This window comes from Myxococcus sp. CA039A, from assembly GCF_013336645.1.
Taxonomy (GTDB): domain Bacteria; phylum Myxococcota; class Myxococcia; order Myxococcales; family Myxococcaceae; genus Myxococcus; species Myxococcus llanfairpwllgwyngyllgogerychwyrndrobwllllantysiliogogogochensis.
Genome location: NZ_JABUMQ010000060.1, coordinates 15,687 through 40,116 on the forward strand (window position 1 = coordinate 15,687; position 24,430 = coordinate 40,116).

17 protein-coding genes are annotated in these 24,430 nt (G+C 67.2%); 9 read left to right on the plus strand and 8 right to left on the minus strand.

Annotated elements, in window-relative coordinates:
* Positions 1 to 122 precede the first annotated feature (122 nt).
* The 3 genes from ppk2 to HR086_RS12855 form a co-directional block, all read right to left on the minus strand.
* Positions 123 to 896: a polyphosphate kinase 2 gene (ppk2, locus tag HR086_RS12845; protein WP_217440897.1), complete on the minus strand. Its 774-nt coding sequence runs from the start codon at positions 894 to 896 to the stop codon at positions 123 to 125.
* Between the two features lie 132 nt (positions 897 to 1,028).
* Positions 1,029 to 2,255, minus strand: a complete 1,227-nt coding sequence (locus HR086_RS12850) for an acetate/propionate family kinase (RefSeq protein ID WP_174465759.1) — start codon at positions 2,253 to 2,255, stop codon at positions 1,029 to 1,031.
* A 9-nt stretch (positions 2,256 to 2,264) separates the two neighbouring features.
* Complete coding sequence (locus HR086_RS12855; protein WP_217440896.1) at positions 2,265 to 4,712, minus strand: phosphoketolase; 2,448 nt, start codon at positions 4,710 to 4,712, stop codon at positions 2,265 to 2,267.
* Positions 4,713 to 5,045: 333 nt separating this feature from the next.
* Between HR086_RS12855 and HR086_RS12860 the strand changes: the two genes are divergently transcribed.
* The 7 genes from HR086_RS12860 (at position 5,046) to HR086_RS12890 (ending at position 17,998) form a co-directional block, all read left to right on the plus strand.
* On the plus strand, positions 5,046 to 6,593 hold the full coding sequence (locus tag HR086_RS12860; protein WP_174458718.1) for a Cof-type HAD-IIB family hydrolase: 1,548 nt from the start codon (positions 5,046 to 5,048) through the stop codon (positions 6,591 to 6,593).
* Positions 6,594 to 6,777: 184 nt separating this feature from the next.
* Positions 6,778 to 8,325 carry an efflux transporter outer membrane subunit gene (locus tag HR086_RS12865; protein WP_174464094.1) on the plus strand — a complete coding sequence of 516 codons (1,548 nt, stop codon included), beginning with the start codon at positions 6,778 to 6,780 and terminating at the stop codon, positions 8,323 to 8,325.
* A 10-nt stretch (positions 8,326 to 8,335) separates the two neighbouring features.
* A complete protein-coding gene (locus tag HR086_RS12870) occupies positions 8,336 to 9,349 on the plus strand; it encodes an HlyD family secretion protein (protein ID WP_174458716.1) in 1,014 nt (337 codons plus the stop codon).
* Between the two features lie 25 nt (positions 9,350 to 9,374).
* On the plus strand, positions 9,375 to 12,170 hold the full coding sequence (rbbA, locus tag HR086_RS12875) for a ribosome-associated ATPase/putative transporter RbbA (RefSeq protein WP_174458715.1): 2,796 nt from the start codon (positions 9,375 to 9,377) through the stop codon (positions 12,168 to 12,170).
* A gap of 2 nt (positions 12,171 to 12,172) precedes the next feature.
* Entirely contained in the window at positions 12,173 to 13,297 is a 1,125-nt protein-coding gene (locus HR086_RS12880; protein ID WP_174458714.1) for an ABC transporter permease, read from the plus strand.
* Between the two features lie 323 nt (positions 13,298 to 13,620).
* Positions 13,621 to 17,652 (plus strand): PPC domain-containing protein, encoded by a 4,032-nt coding sequence (locus HR086_RS12885; RefSeq protein WP_174465760.1) that lies wholly within the window; start codon positions 13,621 to 13,623, stop codon positions 17,650 to 17,652.
* Between the two features lie 97 nt (positions 17,653 to 17,749).
* Positions 17,750 to 17,998 carry a hypothetical protein gene (locus HR086_RS12890; protein ID WP_174465761.1) on the plus strand — a complete coding sequence of 83 codons (249 nt, stop codon included), beginning with the start codon at positions 17,750 to 17,752 and terminating at the stop codon, positions 17,996 to 17,998.
* A gap of 514 nt (positions 17,999 to 18,512) precedes the next feature.
* Here the strand turns inward: HR086_RS12890 and HR086_RS12895 are convergent.
* Positions 18,513 to 19,382, minus strand: a complete 870-nt coding sequence (locus HR086_RS12895; RefSeq protein WP_174458711.1) for an aldo/keto reductase family oxidoreductase — start codon at positions 19,380 to 19,382, stop codon at positions 18,513 to 18,515.
* Between the two features lie 48 nt (positions 19,383 to 19,430).
* Between HR086_RS12895 and HR086_RS12900 the strand changes: the two genes are divergently transcribed.
* Both HR086_RS12900 and HR086_RS12905 read left to right on the plus strand, forming a co-directional pair.
* On the plus strand, positions 19,431 to 20,360 hold the full coding sequence (locus HR086_RS12900) for a LysR family transcriptional regulator (RefSeq protein WP_246137109.1): 930 nt from the start codon (positions 19,431 to 19,433) through the stop codon (positions 20,358 to 20,360).
* A 145-nt stretch (positions 20,361 to 20,505) separates the two neighbouring features.
* Complete coding sequence (locus tag HR086_RS12905) at positions 20,506 to 21,000, plus strand: DapH/DapD/GlmU-related protein (RefSeq protein WP_254626303.1); 495 nt, start codon at positions 20,506 to 20,508, stop codon at positions 20,998 to 21,000.
* Positions 21,001 to 21,097: 97 nt separating this feature from the next.
* Here the strand turns inward: HR086_RS12905 and HR086_RS12910 are convergent, their stop codons facing one another.
* The 4 genes from HR086_RS12910 to HR086_RS12925 all read right to left on the minus strand — a co-directional run bounded on the left by HR086_RS12910 (position 21,098) and on the right by HR086_RS12925 (position 24,218).
* Positions 21,098 to 21,355 (minus strand): hypothetical protein, encoded by a 258-nt coding sequence (locus HR086_RS12910; RefSeq protein ID WP_174458709.1) that lies wholly within the window; start codon positions 21,353 to 21,355, stop codon positions 21,098 to 21,100.
* A gap of 183 nt (positions 21,356 to 21,538) precedes the next feature.
* A complete protein-coding gene (locus HR086_RS12915; RefSeq protein WP_306663280.1) occupies positions 21,539 to 22,684 on the minus strand; it encodes an acyltransferase in 1,146 nt (381 codons plus the stop codon).
* A gap of 550 nt (positions 22,685 to 23,234) precedes the next feature.
* Positions 23,235 to 23,717 carry a GNAT family N-acetyltransferase gene (locus tag HR086_RS12920; protein WP_174458708.1) on the minus strand — a complete coding sequence of 161 codons (483 nt, stop codon included), beginning with the start codon at positions 23,715 to 23,717 and terminating at the stop codon, positions 23,235 to 23,237.
* 141 nt (positions 23,718 to 23,858) lie between these two features.
* Positions 23,859 to 24,218 (minus strand): YciI family protein, encoded by a 360-nt coding sequence (locus HR086_RS12925; RefSeq protein WP_174458707.1) that lies wholly within the window; start codon positions 24,216 to 24,218, stop codon positions 23,859 to 23,861.
* Between the last annotated feature and the right edge of the window lie 212 nt (positions 24,219 to 24,430).

Consider the following 24,430-nt stretch of genomic DNA (forward strand, 5'->3'; position numbering starts at 1 on the left):
ACCCGCTAGGACATAGAGCAGGTCATGACCGACGCGGAATGACCTACGACGACTGCCCGATGGCCGGGGTCGGCATCAGCAGCGGGTCATCGCCCATCGGGTGCGGTACATCTGGGTCTTGCTCAGAAGTGTTCCGGGATGAAGTTCCTGCCCTGGAGCGTAGCCTCGTCGTCATAGCTCCCTTGAAGGGTGCGCTTGGGCAATCTCACCTTGGGGCGCTTCACCCTCTTGTGAGGAATCTGCTCCAGCAGGAAGCGGATGCAGTTGAGCCGTGCCTTCTTCTTGTCGTCAGACCGTAGGATGTGCCACGGCGCATACGAGAGGTCCGTGACCTCGAACATCTTGTCGCGCGCATGGGAGTAGTCGTACCAGCGTTTCCACGACTTGAGGTCCATGGGGCTCAGCTTCCACTGTCGGAGCGGGTCTTCGATCCGCGCCTCGAAGCGCCGCTGCTGTTCCTCCATGCCGACCTCGAGCCAGATCTTCACCAGGACGATTCCGCTGTCGACCATGTACTTCTCGAAGACGGGGCACCCCTCAAGGAAGCGCTCGTGCTCCTCGGTGGTGCAGAAGCCCATCACGAACTCGACTCCGGCCCGATTGTACCAACTGCGATCGAAGATGATGATCTCCCCTGCCGCGGGGAAATGAGACACATACCGCTGGAGGTACATCTGCGTCTTCTCCCGGCTCGAGGGCGTGGGGAGGGCCACCACCCGGAAGACGCGGGGACTCACCCGCTCGGTGATGGCGCGAATCGTGCCACCCTTGCCCGCGGCATCCCGCCCCTCGAAGACCACGACGACGCGCAGCCCCTCCTGTTTGACCCAATCCTGAAGCAGGCAGAGCCGGGTCTGGAGCTTTTGCAGCTCCTTCTCATAGGCCTTGCGCTTCATGGGCTCCATTCGAGTCGTATGTGCCATGACATCATGATTGTGAGTCCGTGCGACGCGTGCAATGGCAGTCATTCGCGGGCGGGGCAGCCAGCCGTGCGCCGCCAAGGCCGCGGCTTCACCATTCCACCCTCGTCAACGCGGCCTCCGACGTGCCGAGCCCAGCACCCGCCGGGTGTGGAGGGCGATCATCGCCTCCTCATTCGTGGGAATGACCCAGGCGGATACACGGCTCCCTGGCCTGGTGATGCAGGGCCCACCGCGAGCATTCGCCTCATCATCGAGCTCCAGGCCGAGCCAGCGCGCATCGCGACAGGCCCGTGCGCGAATCGGCGCGGCATTCTCGCCAATGCCGCCCGTGAAGACCATGGCGTCGAGCCCGTGCAGTGCCGCCGCGAGCGACCCGAGCTCGCGATTGATACGGTAGACGAACAGCTCCAGCGCCTCCGCCGCGCTGGCACTGGAGCGGCCGAGCAGGTCTCGCATGTCGCTGGACTCGCCGGAGACGCCCAGCAAGCCGGATTGCTCGTAGAGAAGCCGCTCCAGGGCGCTCGCGTCCATGCCGTGCTGCTTCATCAGGTAGAGCAGGACTCCGGGATCAATCGCGCCGCAGCGGGTGCCCATCATGAGGCCATCCAATGGGGTGAGGCTCATGGTCGTCGCCACGCTTCGCCCTCCGAGCAGGGCGCACATGCTCGCGCCATTGCCGAGGTGCGCGACGACCGTGCGCCCGGCCGCGGCCTGGGGGGCCACGCTCGGGAGCGTGGAGGCGATGTATTCGTAGGAGAGCCCATGAAACCCGTATCGGCGAACTCCCTCTTCGGTATGACGGCGGGGCAGGGCAAAGGACTGGGCCACTGGAGGCTGGGTCCGGTGAAACGCGGTATCGAAGCATGCGACCTGCGCCACCGATGGCGCCGTCCCCGTGACGGCCTTGATTGCCTCCACGCAGTGGGGCTGGTGCAACGGCGCGAGCGGAATGAGCGTTTCCAGGGCTGCCAGCGTCGCGGCGTCAATGAGCGCAGGCCCGAAGAAATGCGAACCGCCATGAACCACACGATGGCCCACGGCCGTGACGTGACGCCCCCCGAGTACACCCCCTCGCCCCCAGGCGAACAGATGGTCGAGGGCGCCCTCGTAGCCGAGCTGCGTTCCTGGGGCCCAGTCCTCCTCGCCGATGATGGAGCCGCCCGCGCGCGCGAGGAACCGAGGCTGCGTCGACAATGCCTCGAACGCCCCCCGCAGCAGGAGGCGGGGCGGGTCCTCATCGAGGAAGAGCGAGAACTTCAGGCTCGACGAGCCGGCGTTGAGCACCAGCAGTGCGCCCTCCGCGTCTCCTGCTTCAAAGGCTCGTCGCTCCATCCGGGAACCTCAGTCCTGCCAGGTCCAATTGGCGATCTCAGGACGATCCCTGCCATGCTCGTGCGCGTAGGCCGTATTGTCGACGATCGCGGTCCTCATCTCCTCCTTCAGGTGCCCCGCCTTCGCGCTCAGCTTCGGCACGCGGTCGATGACGTCGATGACCAGATGGAAACGAGATGTCTCGTTCAGCATCGCCAGTTCGAACGGCGTGTTGATGTTGCCTCTCTCCTTGTAGCCGTGAACGTGAAGGTTCTCCTGATTCTTGAAGCGATAGGCGAGCTTGTGAATGAGGGACGCATACCCGTGGAAGCTGAAGATGATGGGCTTGTCCGGTGTGAAGAGTCCCTCGAGTTCTCGCTCGGTCGACCCGTGCGGATGGTCCGCCGCCGACTGGAGCTTGAACAGGTCGACGACGTTGATGAACCGCAGCTTCAAGTCCGGCACGCGCTGGCGCAGGATGGCGGTGGCGGCCAGCGCCTCCTGCGTGGCGACGTCGCCGCAGCTAGCCATGACGACGTCCGGCTCCACGTCGGCGTCCGTGCTGGCCCTCCGCCAGATGCCCAGGCCCTTGGCGCAATGGGCGATGGCCTCCTCCATGGTGGTGAACTGCAGGTGCTTCTGCTTGTCGGCGACGATGACGTTGATGCAGTCGGTGCTGCGCAGACACTGGTCCGCCACCACCAGCAACGTGTTGGCGTCCGGAGGCAGATAGATGCGTGTGACTGATGCGGACTTGTTGGTCACCAGGTCGATGAACCCCGGGTCCTGATGTGAGAACCCGTTGTGGTCCTGGCGCCATACAGTCGAAGACAGCAGGATGTTCTCCGAGGCGACGGGCGCCCTCCACCTCACGTGGTTCTTGCTGACGTCCAACCACTTGGCGTGCTGGTTGAACATGGAATCGATGACGTGGGCGAACGCCTCGTACGTGTGGAAGAGGCCGTGGCGTCCCGTGAGCAGATACCCCTCGAGCCAGCCGAGCAACGTGTGCTCCGACAGCATCTCCATGACACGGCCGTCACGCGCGAGCTCGCCGCCGTCGGCGTCCTCTGGCAACAGGTCCGCCATCCAGGTCTTCTTGCTCGCCTCGTAGAGGGCCTGGAGCCGGTTCGACGCCGTCTCGTCCGGACCGAAGACGCGGAAGTTCGTCGGGTTGCCTCGCATCACGTCGCGCAGGAACTCGCCCAGGGGCTTCGTGTTCTCATGCAACGACGTGCCCCGCGACTCCACCTTCACCGCATAGTCACGGAAGTCGGGGAGCTTGAGGTCCTTGCGAAGCACACCGCCATTGGCGTGTGGGTTCGCGCCCATTCGCCGGGGCCCCTTGGGTGAGAGTGCCTGGAGCTCTGGAATCAGGGTTCCGCGCGCATCAAACAGCTCCTCGGGCCGGTAGCTGCGCATCCAATCCTCGAGGACCTTCAAGTGCGCCGGGTTCTGCCGCGCGTCGGAGAATGGGACCTGGTGTGAGCGCCAGGACCCTTCCAGCTTGTGCCCGCCGAGCTCCTTCGGGCCGGTCCATCCCTTGGGCGCGCGCAGGATGATCATGGGCCAGCGTGGACGTGTCGGGGTGTTCGACCGCCGTGCCGCTCTTTGAGCGTCTCGAATCTCCTCGACGGCGTGCTCCAGGGTCTCCGCCATCTTCTGGTGCATCCGGGTCGGGTCGCTGCCTTCGACGAAATAGGGCTTGTAGCCGTAGCCCACGAACAGGGCCTCGAGCTCTTCCCGGCTGATGCGGGCGAGGATGGTCGGGTTGGCGATCTTGTACCCGTTGAGGTTCAGGATCGGCAGCACGGCGCCGTCGCGCACGGGATTGAGGAACTTGTTCGAGTGCCAGGCCGTCGCGAGGGGGCCCGTCTCTGCTTCACCGTCACCCACGACGCAGGCGACGACGAGGTCGGGATTGTCGAAGGCCATGCCGTATGCGTGAGAGAGGCTGTAGCCAAGCTCGCCGCCTTCATGGATGGACCCTGGCGTCTCCGGAGTGACGTGGCTGCCGATGGCACCCGGGAAGGAGAATTGCTTGAAGAACCTCCGCATCCCCTCCTCGTTCATGCTCTTGTCCGGATACACCTCGGAGTAGGTCCCCTCGAGATACGTCGGCCCGAGCACGCCAGGGGCGCCATGGCCCGGCCCGGCCACGAAGAGCACGTCCAGGTCGTGTTTGACGATGAGCCGGTTCAGATGGACCCATGCGAACGAGAGCGCGGGGCTTGCTCCCCAATGGCCGAGGAGTCGATGTTTCACGTCCTCCGGCACCAGGGGCCTCCGCAGCAGCGGGTTGTCCTGGAGGTAGATCATCCCCACCGAGAGGTAGTTGCACGCACGCCAGTACGCGTTCATCAACTCCACCTCGCTGGCGGCGAGTGGGCCATCCCTGGACTGCTCCCTGGCGGCTGCTCCCCTGGCGGACAACGGCATCTGCGTCCCCGCCCCCTTGGTCGTCACTGGATGTGCCATGACACGTCACTCCTCAATGCAGAAATGCAGAATCTGATCTCAGGTCTGGTTTGCCTTGATGTCGGCTGGCGGCACCGCTGTCCGGGCGGTGCCCGCTTCGCCCTTGACGTCACTTCGAGAACTCCCCTCCGTCCGAAGTAGCCTGAGCGCGCCCCGAGGCACCAGCAATCGGCGGGTCACCGGTCGGCAATGGGCCGGCCCGCAGAGCCACCGAGGAGGGGAGAGCCGGAGAGCTACCCGCGAGGCAGCGGATGTGCCGCGGGGCTACCTTCTTCTGGTGGCCCCCCCTGCCCGCGGTTGCGTCGGGGAGCGGGTCGAGCACGGGAGACGGCCATGGCGATCAGGTTGCTCATCGCGGACATCGACGGAACGATGGTGACACAGGACAAGGTCCTCACCGAGCGGACCCGCGAGGCTGTCGCCCGACTGCGTTCCAGGGGCATCCAGTTCACCGTCACGAGCGGACGGCCGCCGCGTGGGATGGCGGAGGTGGTCGCGGCACTGAAGCTCACCGCCCCCCTGGCTGCCTTCAACGGCGGTGTGTACGTCCAGCCCGACCTGACGACCACGTTGGCGCAGCGAACGCTTCCCCTCGCCGTCGCCAGGCAGGCCATCGACCACCTGTTGCGAGCGGGCCTCGATGTCTGGGTGTATCAAGGCGCCGATTGGTTCCTCCGCGATGCCGAGGCGTTCCGCGTGGCGCGCGAGAGGAACAACCTCGGGTTCGACCCGACCGTCGTCCAGGACCTGTCCGCCGTGCTCGACGAGCCCATCAAGATCGTCGGAGTGAGTGAGGACCGGGCACGCGTCGAGCGCTGCGAGGCGGAGCTCGCCGGTCGACTGGGCACCGAGGCGTCCGCCATGCGCTCGACGCCCTATTACCTCGACGTCACGCACCCCGAAGCGAACAAGGGCATGGTCGTACGCGAGGCCGCACGCATTCTCCAGCTTCCCCTGGACCAGATCGCGGCCATCGGCGACATGCCCAATGACCTCCCCATGCTGAAGGCCGCCGGGCTTGGCATCGCCATGGGCAACGCCAGCGACGACGTCCGACGCTCCGCACGCCACGTGACTCGCACCAACGACGAGGAGGGCTTCGCCCATGCGGTCGAGACCTTCATCCTGGGCCAGCCGCCCCTCGCACGGACGCGGCTGGGGCTGCCTCCCCGCGCGCGCGCCTGCCTCTTCGGCCTCGATGATGTCCTCACCCAGACCGCGAGCCTCCAGGCGAGGGCCTGGAAGAACCTGTGTGACTACTACCTGCGGAGACGGGCGCGAGCGTCGGGGCAACCCTTCATCCCCTTCGACCTGATCCGCGACTACAGCCGTCACTTCGACGGCATGTTGCCCCTGGATGGCATCCGCGCGTTCCTCGCCGCTCGTGACATCGAGCTGCCGGAGAATACGGTGCGCGCGCTGACCGACCGTCATGGCGAGCTCCTGGTCGAGATGCTCCAGCACGAGCACGTGGAACCGTATGAGGGCGCGGTCCGCTACGTCCAGGCGGCGCGCGCTGACCGCCTGCGGCTCGCGGTCGTCTCCGAACTCGGGCACTCCACCGAGGTGCTCCAGTCCTCCGGCCTCGCGGACCTCTTCGATGCGCGGGTCGAGGGCACGCCGCCCGGCGATGTCTATCTCACGGCGGTCCAGGCCCTCGGTGTCGGCTCCGGGGAAGTGGTTGTCTTCGCGGACGCACCCGCGGGCGTCTCAGCGGCGCGTGCGGGCCATTTCGGCTATGTCGTAGGCGTCGACCGCCGGGGGCGGGCCGCCGAGCTTCGCCGCTGCGGCGCGGACATCGTCGTGACGGACCCAGCCGCCCTCCTCGAGCAAGACGGCTCCGACGGCACGCCACCTGGGAAACCGACCGCGGGCGTCTGAGGACACCGGGTCAACCATTCCCGCCGCGCCGAAGATGGACCGGTGTCGCGACAACGACACCCACATCGCGCTCAAGTCCCGCTCACGCTTGCCCTGGACCATGGCGATTCTTCCTCGTCACGGGGTGCTCGGAATGCGGGAATTGGGCAGTACCAGACAGGGGGTACCCCGAGGGCTTTCACCCATGGGCAGCGCGTTACCGCTGCTCTGCGTCCTTTCGGCGCTCTCCGGCTGCTCGGTGGGCCCCGAATTCACGAGGCCTGTCGCCGCGGTTCCTCAAGAGTGGAACACCCAAGGCGAACCGCGAATCACGACGCAGCCCGTGGTTGACGCCGAGTGGTGGAAGGCGTTCGGCGATCCGACACTCGATCGCCTGGTCGAGCAGGCCTACCAGCAGAACTTGCCGCTGCAGGTCGCGGGGCTGCGCATCGTGGAAGCCCGCGCCCAGTTGGGCATCCTCACGGGCCAGCAGTATCCACAGGTGCAGGTGGCCACCGGCAACGTCACCGGGGTGGGGCTCAGCGAGAACGCGGCCAATCTCTCCAGGCTCGGGTTCGACCGCGACTTCCTGAACTATGCCGTGGGTTTCGACGCCCTCTGGGAGCTGGATTTCTGGGGAAAGTACCGGCGGGGCGTGGAGTCGGGAACCGCGGGCCTGCTCGCATCGGCCGCGGACTACCAATCCGCCATCGTCGCGCTCACCGCGGAGGTCGCGCGGACGTATGTCTCGATTCGCACCTTCGAGGTGCTCATGGCTCAGGCCGAGCAGAACATCAGGATTCAGGAGGAAGGGCTGAACATCGCCCAGTCGCGCTTCAGCAACGGCGCGACCTCGGAGCTGGACGTGGTCCAGGCGGCGACGCTGTTGGAGAGCACCCGGGCCTCCCTCCCTCAGCTGGAGATTGGGTTGGAACAGTCCTTCAATGCCTTGAGCGCGCTCCTGGGCCGGCCCCCGGGGGCCCTGGAGGCGTTGCTGGCGGGGCCCAAGCAGATTCCGGTGGCGCCCGCGACGGTGGCTGTCGGCATGCCGGCGGAGATTCTGCGGCGGCGTCCGGACGTCCGCAGCGCGGAGCTGTCCGCCGCCGCGCAGTGCTCCCGCATCGGCATCGCCAAGGCGGAACTCTATCCGAGCTTCACGCTCGTGGGCTCCGTCGGGCTCGAGGCGAGCAGCGCCGGCGGCACCTTCGGCAACCTCGCCTCCATCCACAGCCTGGCCTACAGCTTCGGCCCGCGCATCGTCTGGCCCTTCCTCAACTATGGCCGCCTGAAGAACGGGGTGCGTGTCCAGGATGCGCGGTTCCAGCAACTGCTCATCAACTATCAGAACACGGTGCTCAAGGCGGCCCAGGAGGTCACGGACGCCCTGGTGGGCTTCGTTCAGTCTCATAAAGCCCTGGCATTCGAGGAGGCCGCCGTGAAGGCGGCCCAGCGGTCGGTGGAGCTCTCCATGGTGCAGTACCGGGAAGGCGCCGTGGACTTCCAGCGCGTGCTGGACGCGCAACGCTCGCTCCTCGTGCAGCAGAACAACCGGGCCCAGGCGAGCTCCGCCATCGCCACGAATCTGGTCTCCCTCTACAAGGCGCTGGGCGGAGGCTGGGAGGTGCGACAGGGGGTGCCGGTGGTCCCCGAGCGCGTCCGGAGCGAAATGGAGAAGCGGACCGACTGGGGCAACGTGGTGTCCACGCCCCGGAAGCCCGAGGTCTCGGAGAACCCTCCCCAGGGGAAGCAATAGAAAGCCCGCCATGCCCAAGACTGTCCCGAAGGGAAAGGCCAAGTGGATCATCGGGCTGGTCGCCATTGCGATCGCCGCATTCATTGGCTTCCGATATTGGAAGGGAAAGAAATCCGAGCTGCCGGAAGGGATTGTCTCGGGCAACGGACGCATCGAGGCGAAGCTCGTCGACGTCGCCGCCAAGGAGCCCCTTCGGGTGGGGCAGATCCGCGTGAACGAGGGTGACCTCGTCAGGCCGGGCCAGGTGCTGGTGCAGTTGGACACCTCCACGCTGGAGGCCAACCTCGCGGAGGCCAACGCGAACATCGCCGCCACGGAAGAACACCTGGCGGTGGCCAAGGCGGGCATCGTCAAGCAGCGGAGTGAAATCGAGCTCGCCACCATCGAGGTCGAGCGCGCGAGGCGGCTGGTGAAGGATGGCGCTGGCTCGCAGCGGGACCTGGACGTCCGCGAGAGCAAGCTGGAGACGACCCGGGCTGGTTTGTTGGAAGCGGAGGCCATGCTGAAGACCTCCATGGATGAGATTGAAGTCGCGCGCGCCAACGCGGCGACGATTCAGACGCGCATCACCGACGCGACGCTCACGTCTCCGGTGACGGGAAGAGTCCTCTATCGCCTCGCCGAGCCGGGCGAGGTGCTCGCGCCCGGAGGACCGGCGCTGACCCTGGTCAACCTGGAAGACGTCTATATGGAGATCTTCCTCCCCGCCAACGAGGCCGCCCGCGTGAAGATCGGCTCCGAGGCGCGCATCCAGGTCGACACCGAGCCCGAACGTGCCGTCGCCGGGTATGTCAGCTTCGTGTCCCCGGAGGCGCAGTTCACGCCCAAGCAGGTGGAGACGAAGAGCGAGCGGGAGAAGCTGATGTTCCGGGTGAAGATTCAAATCCCCAAGGAGCTGGCCGCCCGCTATGTCGAGCGCATCAAGACGGGAATTCGCGGCGTCGGTTACGTCAAGCTGACTCCTTCCGCATCGTGGCCGGCCCCACTGCAGAAGGTCATCGGGGCAGGCGCCGTCATTCCCTAGCCAGGCGACCGGTGAGGGCTCCGCCATGAACTCATCCGCGTCGCCAGATTCGCCGGGCGGGCTCTCGAGCGGCCCCGTCGTCTCGCTCCAGGACGTGACACACCGCTACGGCAAGGTCGTCGCGCTCGACGGCATCTCGCTCGACTTTCCCTCCGGCATCATGGTGGGCATCATCGGGCCCGATGGCGTGGGCAAGTCGACGCTGATGGCCCTGGTCGCCGGCTCCAAGAAGCTGCAGGAGGGGAGGGTGACGGTGCTGGGCGGCGACATCGCCGACGCCCGGCACCGCCGCGAGGTGGGGCCGCGCATCGCCTACATGCCTCAGGGGCTGGGCAAGAACCTCTACCTGGAGCTCAGCGTCTACGACAACGTCGACTTCATGGCCCGGCTCTTCGGCCTGTCACCGGAGGAGCGCAAGGTCCGTGTCCCGCAGCTCCTGGCGGCGACGGGGCTGGGAAAGTTCGCGGCGCGCCCGGCCGGCAAGCTCTCCGGCGGCATGAAGCAGAAGGTGGGGCTCTGCGGCGCGCTGGTGCATGACCCGGACCTGCTCATCCTCGACGAGCCCACCACCGGCGTCGACCCGCTCTCCCGACGGCAGTTCTGGAAGCTCATCGACGAGATTCGCGCCGGGCGCTCGGGGATGAGCGTCATCATCTCCACGGCCTACATGGACGAGGCACAGCAGTGGGACTGGCTCGTCGCCATGGACGAGGGCCGCGTGCTGGCGACCGGGACGCCCGCGGAGCTGATGGAGCGCTCGGGCACGAGCAACCTCGAGCAGTGCTTCATCGCGCTGCTGCCCGAGGAGAAGCGCAAGGGCCACGTGGTGCTCACCATCCCGCCCCGGCCTCCGGGCAACGCGGAGCTGGCCATCGAGGCGCACGGGCTCACGCGGCGCTTCGGCACCTTCACCGCCGTCGACCACGTCACGTTGTCGATTGAGCGCGGAGAGATTTTCGGCTTCCTGGGCTCCAACGGCTGCGGCAAGTCCACCACCATGAAGATGCTGACCGGGCTGCTGCCTCCCACGGAAGGGACGGCGAAGCTCTTCGGCGGCTCCGTCGAGGCCGGGAGCATGGAGGTGCGCAAGCGTCTTGGCTACATGACGCAGGCCTTCTCGCTCTATGGCGAGCTCACCGTGCAGCAGAACCTGGTCCTGCATGCCCGCCTCTATCACCTGCCACCAGAGCAGGCGAAGGCGCGCATCCAGGAACTCGTCGAGCGCTTCGACCTCGGCGCGCACGTGGATTCGCTGGCCGAGGCGCTGCCGATGGGGTTGCGCCAGCGGCTCTCGCTGGCGGTCGCCGTCCTGCACGGGCCGCAGATCCTCATCCTGGACGAGCCCACGTCGGGTGTGGACCCGGTCGCCCGGGACAGCTTCTGGGAGCTGCTCATCGACCTCTCGCGGAAGCAGGGCGTCACCATCTTCGTGACGACGCACTTCATGAACGAGGGGATGCGCTGCGACCGCATCTCGCTCATGAACGCGGGGAGGGTGCTGGCGTGTGACACGCCCCAGAAGCTCATCGAGGCCCAGAAGGCCGACAGCCTGGAGACGGCCTTCATCGCCTACATGGAGGACGCCATCGCCGACGCGGCCCGCGCCGAAGGCAAGGGCGCGGCCGCGGCCCCCGCTCCCGAGGCGCCCGCGCCCGCGCCCCCTCCGGCCCCATCCAAGCAGAGCGCCTTCCAACTGGGACTCGGCCGGCTGCTTGCGTACGCCCACAACGAGGCGGTGCAGATTCGCCGCGACCGTATCCGCCTGGCCTTTGCCTTCATCGGCTCGGCGCTGTTGATGCTCGTCTTCGGCTTCGGCATCACCACCGACGTCGAGAACATCCGCTTCGCCGCGCTGGACCTCGACCAGTCGACTGAAAGCCGTGCGTACCTGGAGCAGTTCTCGGGGGCGAAGCCCTATTTCACGCCGACTCCGCCCGCCGAATCCGCGGACGAGGCCCTGCGGCGGCTGCAATCGGATGACATCTCGGTGTTGCTGGAGATACCGCCCGACTTCAGCCGGGACCTCCGCCGGGGCTCCGGGCCCGAGGTCCTGGCCCAGGTGGATGGCGCCATGACCTTCCGCGGCGACACCGTCCAGCAATACGTCCAGGGAGTGCACAACCGGCTGCTGGTGGACCCCGCGAGCGGTCTCAATCCCGCGGGGCCCCCGAAGTACACGGCCAACATCGAAGAGCGCTTCATGTACAACCCGACGTTCAAGAGCATCTACTCCATCGTTCCGAGCGTCCCGGCGCTGCTGCTGCTGCTGATACCCGCCATCCTCATGACGGTCAGCATCGTGCGCGAGAAGGAGCTGGGGTCGATCATCAACTTCTACGTCACGCCCACCGGGCGGCTGGAGTACCTGCTCGGCAAGCAGTTGCCCTACGTCGTCATCGGCATGGCCAACTTCCTCATCCTCACCGCCCTGACACTGGTGGTCTTCCGCGTGCCCATCAAGGGCAGCTTCCTGATGCTGATGCTCTGCACGCTGTTCTACGTCATGGCGACGACAGGCCTCGGGATGGTGACCTCGACGTTCACCAACAGCCAGGTCGCGGCCGTCTTCGTCACGGCCATCCTGACCATTGTTCCGACCATCCAGTTCTCCGGCCTGCTGCAGCCCGTCTCCACGCTGCAGGGCGGCGCGGGCGTCATCGGGTCCATCTGGCCGGCGACCTATTACATGCACGCCAGCCTGGGCGCCTACACGAAGGGACTGGGAGCCGGCCTCATGCTGCGCGACGTCCTCTTCCTGGCCGCCTGCATCCCCGTCCTCCTGGCCATCAGCTTCATCGGCCTGCGGAAGCAGGAGAAATAGGGATGAACTCGCTGCTCAACATCCTGTGGCTCGGGCTCAAGGAGATTCGCAGCCTGCTGAGCGACGCGGTGATGGTCATCTTCGTCATCTATGCATTCACCCTGGCCATCTATGTCCAGGCGACGGGCACCTCGAGCGAGGTGAACAACGCCTCGATTGCCTTCGTGGATGAAGACGGCTCATTGCTGTCCAAGGAGCTTTTCAACGCCTTCTATCCCCCCCGCTTCATGTTGCCCGAGCTCATCTCCGCCGACGACATCCAGCCGGCCATGGACCGGGGCCGGTTCCTGTTCGTCGTCGTGATTCCGCCGCGCTTCGAGCACGACCTGCGCGCGGGCCGCACCCCGGACATCCAGGTGAACATCGACGCGACCGCCATGCAGCAGGCGGGCATCGGCGCCGGCTACATCCAGAACATCCTCACGGACCGCATCCACTCCTTCCTCCAGCGCACGGAGGAGACGGGGCCCAAGCCCATCAACCTGGTCATCCGAAAGCTCTTCAACCCCAACGGGGTGTCGTCCTGGTTCAAGAGCGTGGTGGCCATCATCAATCAAATCACCCTGCTGACCGTCGTGCTCACGGGTGCCGCGGTCATCCGCGAGCGCGAGCACGGGACGCTGGAGCACCTGCTGGTGATGCCGCTGACCGCGTTCGAAATCGCCATGGCGAAGATCTGGGCGAACGGCCTCGTGATTCTCGTGGCGACGGCGGCCTCGCTCCTCTTCGTGGTGCACCTGGTGCTGAAGGTGCCGTTCGCCGGTTCGGTGACGCTCTGGTTCTGCGGTGTCGTGCTCTACCTCTTCTTCGCCACCGCGCTCGGCATCTTCCTGGGGACCATCTCACGGTCCATGGCGCAGTTCGCGCTGCTGATCATCCTCGTGGTCCTCGTGCTGATGCTGCTGTCGGGCGGAAGCACGCCCGTCGAGAGCCAGCCGAAGTGGCTCCAGTACATCACGTACCTCCTGCCGGCCCGGCACTTCGTCAGCTTCTCGCAGGTCATCATCTACCGCGGCGGAGGGCTGGATGCCGTCTGGCGCCAGTTCCTGATGGTGGCCGGGGTGGGCATCGGCTTCTTCGTCTACAGCCTGTCGCTCTTCCGGAAGTCCATCGCGGTGAGCAAGTAGGAACAAGAGAACGTGGGGCGGAGGAACAGGTCCTGCGCGCCCCCATCGTTTTCAGCGATTGACGCGGCCAGGAGGCCCGAACAGGCACTCGGAGGAGGTCTACCTCGGAGCGCTCCTGCTGAGCGGGCTCGCCGGAGTCCACGTCGGCGTTTGGCAGGCACAGCCGTCGCGCCCGGGCATGCCACCCTACGTCTTGCGTCGCGCGCGTCGCGGAGCGCCATGCGCACTCGATGCGACAAATGACACAGGGTTGCGTTTGAAGGTTGGCATCGAGCGACAGGCCGGCGTCGCGGCGAGCCCTTCATTCACGACACGAGGATTCCGTGCATCGTCGCCATCTCTTCTCCTTGCTCGCGGGAGCGCTGCTCCTGCTGGGCGCCTGTGCGCCCGAACCGGTCGACGCACCGACCGCCGGCACTCCCTCCTCCACCGAGACCGCGCCCCAGGCCCTGGTCAACGGCGCGCTGGTCAACGGCCAGCCCGTCACCGGCCTCTCCGCCGCCACCGGCGCGGAGCTCCTCTACACGCTGGATGTCCCGGCCAACCAGAACGTGGTGACGTTCACCATGTCCGGCGCGAGCGGCAACGCGGACATGTACGTCTACTTTGGGAGCACCCCCACGCCCGCCAATGCCCAATGCAGCTCGACGACCTCGGGCAGCACGGGAAGCTGCACCGTGGCCAGCCGGCTGTCTTCGGGCACGTGGTACGTCCTCCTCAAGGCCACCAGCGCCTTCTCCGGGCTGAGCCTCACCGGAACCTATTCTCCCCTTGGCACGGGCACCGGCGTCGCCAAGGTGCTCGCGGACAATCAGGTGGTGAAGGTCGCAGGGGGCGTGGGCGACTGGCTCCTCTACACGATGGAGGTCCCCGCCCAGCAGTCCTCCCTGGAGGTGACCACCTCTGGCGGCACGGGCGACGTGGACCTCTACCTGCGCCACGGCAGCGCGCCGACGCTGGCCACCTACGACTGCCGCTCCCGCGTCGTCGGCACCACGGAGGGCTGCTCGGTGAGCTACCCCAAGGTGGGCACGTGGTACCTCCTGGTTCGCGGCGCCGCGACCTTCAGCAACGTGAGCCTGCTGGGCGCGGCCGTCGCGGTCCCCACGCTGATTTCCGTCGGCCAGCCCCAGGCCAACATCACCGGGGCCAAGGGGGGCTCGCTCTACTTCACGGTGAAGGTCCCCACCGGACAGAGCCTCCTCAAGGTCGACCTCGCGGGCGGCACGGGGGACGCGGACCTCTACCTGAAGCGCGCGAGCGCCCCGTCGACCGCGACCTACGCCTGCGTCTCCCGGGGGGGCACGAACACGGAGAGCTGCTCGGTGACGAACCCGCAGGCCGGCACCTACCACATCCTCCTCTACGGCTATTCGGCGTTCAGCGGCGCCACGCTGCTCGTGACGACGACGGGAGGTGGCCCCATCGGGCTGCCGCTCACCAATGCCGTGCCCGTCGAGCTCAACAGCCGCGATGGCGGTCCGTTCGTCTACCGCCTCGACGTGCCCCCCGACACGGGCAGCCTCACCATCGAGGTCTCCTACATCTTCAGCGGCCGGTACTGGATGTATGTCCGCCATGGCAGTGAGCCCGCGGGCGGTGTGTACGACTGCTCCGAGTTCGGCACGGGCCCGGAGCAATGCCAGTTCGACAAGCCCCAGGCGGGCCCGTGGTACGTCCACATCATCCCTGACTCCTCCTTCACGGGGCTGGACCTCGTGGGCACCTACGGCGGTCGCATCGAGACCACGGCCCTGCAGAATGGCCAGCCGACAGGCCCCGTCACCGCGGGAGCCCGGGACTACGTCTACTACTCGCTGGAAGTCCCCCCGGGGCAGAAGCGCCTGGCCTTCTGGGGCACCGGCGGCACGGGCTTCCCCCACGCCTACGCGAGGCTGGGCGGCATCCCGACGACCACGACCGCCGAGTGCGCGAGCTTGTTCAACTGGCCCTGCATCATCGAGAACCCGCAGCCGGGCACGTGGTTCTTCTGGCCCGAGTCCGGCTCCTACTACCAGGGCGTCTCGTTCACCGCCGAGTACACCGCGGCCGAGCCACCTCCGCCCGAGGAGCTGCGCAAGGGCGAGCCCCGGACGGGCATCGCGGGCCGCCCCACCGAGGACCGGATGTTCGTGTTCCAGGTTCCGCCGAACCAGACGCGGCTCAGGGTCTCGACCACGGTCGGCACGGGCAAGACGTGGCTCCACGCGAAGCGGGGCTCCGCGCCCACGTCCACCAGCTACGACTGCTCGGGCTACTGCGACATCGAGCGTCCGGAGGGCGGCACCTGGTACATCCGGCTGGAGGGAAGCTCGACGTACTCGGACGCCACGCTGACCGCGGACTACACCGCGCCCGAGACGACGCAGGACCTGGGCTACGGCGCCACCGTCAACAACTGGCCGCCCCGGCGCTACTTCAAGCTCGAGGTCCCCGTCGGAAGCACGGGCCTCAACGCCTACACGGGGGGCAACTCCGAGGCGAAGCTGTACGTGCGCCAGGGCCGTCTGCCGACGTCCTCTGACTACGACTGCGCATCCGTGAAGCCGGGCCATGTCCGGCAGGAATGCAGCATCCCCTCGCCCCAGCCCGGGGACTGGTTCGCCCTGCTGGAGTTCCCGTCGGACTACCCCCAGACGTCCGAGTCGTTCTACTGGCAGCACCTGGAGCGGGGGCCCACCTCCGACCTCGTGGATGGCGTCCCCGTGCCCGTCGCCGGCGCGTCCAGGTCCTTCCAGACGTTCCGCATCCAGGTGCCAGAGGGCCAGGCCTACCTGCTCACCGAGCTGCTCAATGCCCGCCGCACGCCCAAGGCGGCGTATGCCTATCAGTGGCTGCGGCACGAGGCCTCCCCGGCCAGCGTCTTCTTCGACTGCGGGCCCGCCTCCATCTGCGACATCCCCAACCCCGCCCCCGGCACCTGGTACCTCACCGTTCAGGGCGGCATCTACAGCTCCACCGGCCCGACGACGGAGGGCTTCGAAGGCGCGGTCCGCTTCACGACGACGGGACGAGACGTGCGGCCCCTGGCCAATGACATCCAGGAGTGGCCGTTCAACGGCGCGAAGGGCGCGACGAGGCACTGGCGGCTCGAAGTGCCCGTGGGCGCGACGGACCTGCTCTTCCAGTTGTCGGGCGCTCCCTACTCGGGCACCGGCAACGCGGACCTGTATGTGAAACACGGCGCGCTGGCCGACCCGAGTGCCTACGACTGCGCCTCCACGAACAGTCCTGGCAACGAGGAGACCTGCGCCATCACCAACCCGCAGCCCGGCACCTGGTACGTGGCGGTGCGGGACCAGGTGGGCGCATCGGTGCCCGTCCTGCGCGCTTCCTACGCGATGACGCCGGGCGAGCATCTTCCCGCGCTGACCTCCCATGTCTCTCTGTCGGGACAGAAGGGGCCGAAGTATTCGCAGAAGCAGTGGAAGCTGGAGGTGCCTCCCGGCCAGGCCACGCTGTGGTTCGCCACCGAGAATGGGACGGGGAGCGTGAACCTGAAGGTGAAGCGGGGTGGCCGCGCCGTGGACGGCGCCACGCTGGACTGCGCGACGACGGGCCCGGGCAACCTGAAGCAGTGCACGTTCGCCAATCCGCAGCCGGGGACGTGGTTCGTCACGTTGACGGGGACGGAGGCGTACGAGTTCGTCACCCTCACGGGCGGCTACTTCCAGACGGACACGGTGACGCCGCTCGCCAATGGCATCCCCGCGACCAACCTCCAGTTCGACGCAGGCAAGACGCAATACTTCCACCTGGACGTGCCCGCCAACGCGGCCATGTATTCGTTCGAGCTGCGCTATGACACGACGTCGACGTATGAGCATTTCGATGTCCGCGTCGAGCGTGGCACCCTGCCCACCGCCGCGAGCCCGCGCTGCGCCTACCTGGCCAAGGGCTCCGTGCGCTGCACCCTCGAAAATCCCGCCGAGGGTCCCTGGTATGCCCGCGTGCTGAGCGCCACCACGTCCTTCAGCCACGTCCGTGTCGGGGCCTTCCATGGCCCCCGTCTGGACCAGGCCCCGCTGCTGCTCAACCAGGACTACTTCTACGGAGTCGGCGGCTCCGAGGGCGTGGTGCGCACCTACAAGATTGTCGTTCCCGAGGGCGTCGACTACTTCACGGTGACGACAGGCTATCGGACCACGGGCGAGTCGGGCTCCTACTACGGGAACCTGAGCCTCGCGGTGCGCAAGGATGCACCGCCGACGGCGACGGAGCGGGACTGCGCATATCCCTTCCCGAGTCCGAACTCGACCTGCACCATCATCGACCCCGCCCCGGGGACGTACTTCGTCAGCCTCACCCTCACCGCCAACAGCTACAACCTGTGGGTGCTGCCCAACTTCCGGTAGCGGCCCCACATCCCGGGCTTCCGTGAGCGCTGTCTCTCGGAAGCCTCGGGGTGGCGCCGGCTTCCCATCCAGGGGGGCTCTGGGTTGAATGGGAGTCATGGCTCCTGAATGTCAGACGTGGGGCGTGGGGCTCCGTGGAGTCCTGGGCCTGCTGGCCATCACCGCGGGGGTGCTGCTCGCTCAGGGATGTGCCCGGGCGCCGGAGCCGGTCCCCGGCGATGAGGTCGAGGAATCGGCGGTGATGAAGGCCGTCTCCTCCAGGGACGCGGCGGCGCTCACGTCTCTGCTCGCTCGGGGCGAACCGCGCAACCTCCCGGGCACCACCTCCTCGTGGTCGTGCTCATGATGCTCGTGGGGAGCGCCGTTGGCGCCGTGGTGCTCTGGGGCGGTGTGCCGGCTGAGCTGACGGAGTGGCTGCCTTGGGAGTCGCGCCCGGATGTGTGGTGTGAGGGATTGCCCGTGGAGCGATGCGGGGAGTTTCCCCAGCACTGCCGGGAGGCGGCCTACTGTGATGGCACCCGCTTCTGCTCTGCGTGGAGCGGCGAGGAGGCGTGTGCCGGAGAAGGAGCCATCGCGGGCCCCCTGGCCTGCTGTCCCGGGTTGCTCCCTCGCTGCGGTGTCGTGTCGAAGGAGGGGACGTGTGACTCGCGGCTCGGCACAGCGGCCCAGCCCGTCTGTCGCCGCTGTGGCGACGGCGTATGTGACGCGCGGGAGACCCGCTGCGACTGTCCCGAGGACTGCGACCTCTCCCGGAGGGCAGGTGGACCCCCTCCCGGAGACGCGCTTCCGCCGGGTCGACGCTGAGCCGACGCTTCTTCACGGCCTGCCCCCGTGGTGGCCGGAGCCGGCGCAGGTCACTGTCAACGCGCGATTCCGTCGAGCGCGGTGATGCTCTTCTCCGGCAGCACGAGTGATGCGGCGGCCACGTTCTCGCGCAGATGCGCGACCGACGACGTGCCCGGGATGAGCAGGATGTTCGGCGCGCGGTGCAGCAGCCACGCGAGTGCGACCTGCATCGGCGTCGCGCCCAGTTCGTTCGACACTTCCGACAGCGTCGAGGACTGGAGCGGCGTGAAGCCGCCGAGCGGGAAGAACGGCACGTAGGCGATGCCCTGCTTCGCCAGCGCGTCGATGAGCGCGTCGTCTCCTCGATGCGCCAGGTTGTAGTGGTTCTGCACGCACACGATTTCAGTGAGCGCTTGCGCCTGCTCGACCTGGCGCGCCGTCACGTTGCTGAGGCCGATGTGTCGAACGAGCCCCTCTCGCTTGAGCTCGATGAGGACGGCGAGTTCCTTGTCGAGAGGGCCCTCCGTGGGCGTCATGCTCATCATGCGCAGGTTCACGACGTCGATTGCGTCGAGCCCGAGGTTGCGCAGGTTGTCCTGGAGGCCCGAGCGGAGCTCCGCGGGCGATAGCGCCGGGAGCCACGACCTGTCCGCGCCACGCCGCCCACCCACCTTCGACACGAGCACGACGTTCTTGGGATACGGATGCAACGTGGCGTGAATGAGCTGATTCGTGACGTGGGGCCCGTAGGCGTCGCTCGTGTCGATGTGGTCAATGCCGAGCGCAATCGCCTCGCGGAGTACCGCCGCGGCCGCTTCGGGATGGCTCGGCGGTCCCCAGACGTGCGGGCCCGCGAGCTGCATGGCGCCGTAGCCCATGCGGTGCACCGTGAGCGATGTGCCGGGGAACGTGAATCGACCGCCGAGTCTGTCTGTGTTCGTCATGGGCGTAAATCTAACGCTGGCCCCGATTCACACTAGCAAATAGCATGCATGCCAATCATGAACGTTGTTCGTGCCAGGAATCTCGACCTCAACCTGCTGCGCGTGCTCGTCGCCGTCGCCGACGCGGGCTCCGTCACGAAGGCGGCCGCGCGGCTCTACCTCACGCAGTCGGCGGTGAGCGCGGCGCTCTCCCGGCTCAGCGAGTCGCTGGAAACGCCGATGCTCGTGCGCCACGGTCGCGGCGCGATTCTGACCAGCCGTGCCGCACGTCTCGTGACCGAGGTCCGTCCTCTGCTCGAGGCGATGCTCCAGGCCTCGCTCGCACCGGCGCGCTTTGACCCACGCAAGAGCGAGAGGATCATCCGCGTCGGACTCGCCGATTACGCGGACGAATGGCTGTTGCCGCCGCTGCTGCGCCGGCTCGGTCGCGACGCGCCCAACATGCGGCTCGTCTGCACGCCGGTCCAGTTCCGCACGGTGGTCGAGGCGCTGGCGACCCGTCGCGTCGACCTCGCGGCCACGGTCATCGACAAGCTGCCGCAAGCCATTCTGCGCACGCCGCTCATCCGCGGCCATTTCGTCTGCCTGTTCGACCCGCGCCACGTGAACCTCGGCGCGCGACCTGGCAAGCGCGCGTATCTCGCGCAGGAGCACGTCATCGTCTCCTTCAACGGCGACCTGCGCGGCACGGTCGAGGACCGGTTCGGCGTCGAGCGACGCGTCCGCTGCTCGGTCGCGAGCTTCAGCGCGATAGGCGCCATCGTTGACGGCAGCCCGTTGGTCGCGACCCTGCCCGATGTCTTCGCGGCGCATGTCCTGCGGCAGCGGCCGCACCTTCGCAGCGCGCGCTTCCCCTTCGCGCACCCCGCTGGTGGCATGGACCTGCTGTGGCCCGCGGCGCTGGATGAGGACGAGGCGTGCGCCTTCGTGCGCGCCGCGATCATCGATATCGCCAGGCAGGTGCCCGCGCCTTCTTGACGCACTCCCAAGGAATGTTTCAGCGCTGGATTTGGGTGTGGGGTCGAGAGAAGCTCTTGGGATGCCCATTGACCGTCTCATGCGCATCCACTGCCCTGAGTCCCTGGCGAAGGGGGAGAGGGCTCTCGGACCTGAGTTCACGGCGATGAGCGAGCGGGTGCGGCGGGTCACCGAGCTGACGTCGCGCCTCAACGTCCTGCCTTTCGAGGACGAGGCGGGCAAGGCCGCGCTGTTCGAGCAGATCCTGGGCCGGCCGCTCCCGGAGAGGGTGACAATCTATCCGCCCTTCTACACGGACCACGGCCTGCGTCTGGAGCTTGCCGAACGCGTGTTCATCAATCAGGGCTGCACGTTCCTCGACTACGCCGGCATCCGGCTGGGCGAAGGTGTGATGGTCGGCCCGAAGGCCACGTTCATCACCGTCAGCCATCCGGTCGACCCGGGCGAGCGGCGGCTGTACCTCACGGGCGCACCCATCGACGTCGCGGAGAACGTGTGGATTGGCGCGGGCGCGACCATCATGCCCGGGGTCCGTATCGGGCGCGACGCGGTGGTCGCGGCCGGGGCGGTCGTCGTCGACGACGTGCCCGCAGCGAGCCTGGTGACCGGCCCCAAGGCGACCGTTCGCCGACGGTGGTGAGTCACGAGCGTGCTCCGGGCGCTCGGACCGGCCGGTGGGCGCCGCCTCATGAAGCAGCGCCTGTCAGCGCTCCAACGCAGGCTGCTTCAGCGGCTTGCTAGCAGTTGTCGCGGACATTGTAGTACTTCGACGTCCGCCCCCAGTTGACATAGCTGCCGCAGGAGCACCCGCGCTCACCGATGACCGCCGTGAGGGAGGCGTTGTAGTAGCGGGTGACGCTGGTTGGGAGGTTGGTGCAGTTCGGGAGCGGCGACTCCTCCGAGGCCAGGGTCGACTCCTCCTCTTGCTCCTGCTCCATGGGACCGCCACAGCCCACCGCCATCGCCAACAGACCGCCAATCAGGAACGTGCGCATGCGCCCTCCGTGAGGGGTTGCAGCCACGTCATCCATCAATACATCTGTCTCTTGAATCCCCGACAAACTCGTGACTCGGCGCGCAATGCCAGAGCACTCCACCGCTGACGCCCGAGGCTCGGCACTCCAGGAGAGGCTCCCGGAGTCCACGTGTAATGGGCGCCCTCTTGCCAGGTTGTTGGGCTAGCGGGCGGCGGGTTGAGGCGAAGGCTCACCGACGAGCCGTGTCTCCAGCCGCGAACGCCACTTGAGCGCGGGCCGTTCCACGCCGTGGTGCAGCGCGAGCGACGCGAGCAGCACCGCCACGGCGCCTCCCAGCAGTGTGATGGGGTGGAAGGCGTCCATGCCATGGGGCTCCAGCGCGACACGGACTGCGTGCTGCACGGCCTTGTGGGTGAGGTAGACGGTGAAGCTCAGCACCGCGAAGGTCCTCGCGCCGGGGATGCGGGCGCACACGCGCGAGGCGGTGGGGCCCGCCAGGGCCACGAGCAGCGCCGCGTAGCCCACCGAGGTCAGGGGGAACGCGAGCATCGTGTGGGCGAGATACCGGAAGTGTTCCTCGTTCAGCCAAAGCACGACGCCCAGGCACGCGAGCCCCACGAACGCCAGGCCTGCCGCGCGGGCCCCTCGTGTCCAGCGCTCCCATGCCGCGGGTCGGAAGACGCGCAGCGCCGCGAGCAACACGCCGCACGCCAGCCCGTCGAGCCGCGCGTACGTCGGGTAGTACAGGAGCGTGTCGTAACCGCGCCACCCGGCTTCACCCGGCCCGAGCATCGAGAAGTGGCGTTGCCACAGGCCGCCGCGCAAGAGCATTCCGGCCACCAACAACCCTGCCGCGCCCGCGAGGAGGTGCGGCGCCCGGACGCGTCCGCGCAGCGCGAGCACGGTGAGGGGCAGCACCAGGTAGAAGTGCTCCTCCACGCACAGCGACCACGCGTGGGAGAATCCGTTCCGGCGCAGTCCGAAGTTCTGCGTGAAGGTGAGGAAGCGCCACGCGGGCGTCTCCACGGGGCGTTCACTCCACGCGGGAATGAAGAGGTACAGGGCCACGACGATGAGATAGGGCGGCAGGATGCGCAGCGAGCGCCGCAGGTAGAAGCGCTTCAGGGACGGTGTCTCGCCCCGGGACACCGGCTCCAGGAGCTGTGAGCCGATGAGGAAGCCGCTCAGCACGAAGAACAGCTCCACGCCCGTCCATCCGAAGTTGGCGAGCACCTGGTAGGTCTCGTGGCCGTCGGGGCGCGGGTAGTGGAAGAGGACGACGATGAGGATGGCCAGGCACCGGAGCAGGTCCAGGCCGGCGAGGTGGCGCGGTTCGGTGGCGTTCAGCGGAGTCGGCTCTCAGCGGGGGGAGGCGCTGGATGCTAGGGGACATCGCCCGACGTGCGGCATCCATTTCCGCGCCCCGATGTTTTTCGTCACGCCGCGTCTTGAGGAAAGAGGGGAGAGCCGGGACGCCGTGTTTCCGATGAAGGCCAGGGCAGGTCCCCCGGGCAGGGCCCTCGTCGCCATCCGTCACGGATGCTCCGCCTACTCGGAAGCGCGTTCGAAGACAGCTTGAGTCCGAGGAGAATCCCAGCAGGACCCGGTGCCGAGGCTCCACCGCCGGGAGATCTCCCGAAGCACGCAGCCACAGCTTCTTGTCGGGATAATCAAAGGTCCAGACGCGCCCCGCGAACCAGACCTGGCCCAGTATCCCATCCTCGTACGTTGACCGGTCCTGTACCTCCGCGGCCACGGGGAGCTGGTCCTGGGTCCAGTGGGGCAAGGGGAGCGCCGTGGGGGCTGGGAGTCGAGGCACAGGACACCAATACTCCCAAGAGCATCAACCAGAGTCGTTGCGGCATGAGTTCGGTTCCTTTCTCCGAGAGAGCGTGCGTCAGAGCGGCTGGTGCATCACGAACGCATCGACTTCGCCCGCGGTGGGGTGCTGGAACGCGAGGGGGAGACGCCCGACGATTTCGAACCCGAGTGCCTGCCAGAGCTTCACGGCCCGTTCGTTCGTGCTGACGACGAAGTTGAACTGCATGGCGCGGTACCCACGCGAGCGTGCGTACTCCATCGAGTGCGCGCACATGCGCCGCGCGATGCCTCGGCCCGTCGCGGCTGCGCTCGTCATGTAGCCGCAATTACAGACGTGTCGTCCGCCGCCTGCCTGGTTTGGTCGGATGAAGTAGGTGCCGAGAATGACACCGTCCTCCTCCGCGACGAACGTTTCCTTGTCCGGACCCATCCAGTACGCCAGCGCGTCCGCTTCGCTCATGTTCGCGTCGAGCGCGTACGTCGTGCCTTCGCGGATGGTGGGGATGATGATGGCCGCGATGGCCGTGGCATCGGCGGCTTCGGCTCTCCTGAGGCGCATGGCGGAAGCTTACTTGACCCAAGCAGACAGGCAACGCGGGCGCGGGGCCCCGGCTGGAGACGTGACCCCGAGCCCGGCGCCTCCCTTGGATGACGTGGACCCGGAGCTCGGCGTTCCCCCTGCAATGGGGCATGTCCGCAGTCAGTCTCCCTCGTAGCAGACGCCGACTTCACGCAGCTCGACCGTCGACCACTCGGCCGCGGGACACTTGCGGGCGATCTCGAGCGCCTCCGCACGGGTAGGGCAGTCGAAGAGGACGTAGCCCCCGACAATCTCCTTGGATTCGGCGAACGGGCCATCGCGCAGGGTGTGCTGACCGCCTCGGACCTCGACCCGCACCCCTTCCGAAACGGAGCGGAGCGAGTCGCTCGCCTTCCATACCCCTCGGGCCTTGAGGTCCTCGACGAAGCCCACCATCCGCTCCATCTCGCGCCCTCCCTCCTCGGGTGTCCGGCTCCGCTTGCGGGTGCTCTCTTCCAGAATCAACAACATGTACGCCATCACACGCTCCGTTCGTGGGTGGCTTCGGAGCGTCCCCCATCCGCCCTTCGAGCAGAAGCGTTTCCTGCGCGTACCCCGGGCCGCTGGCAATCCATTGCCCCGGTCCGTCACGGACGTACGCGGCGTTGTGGAAATTCGGTGGAAATGCGCCGCCCAATTCCGTGGGGACTCCCCTGGTGGAGCGCCCCCATGCCCACCCGCTTCCCTCATCC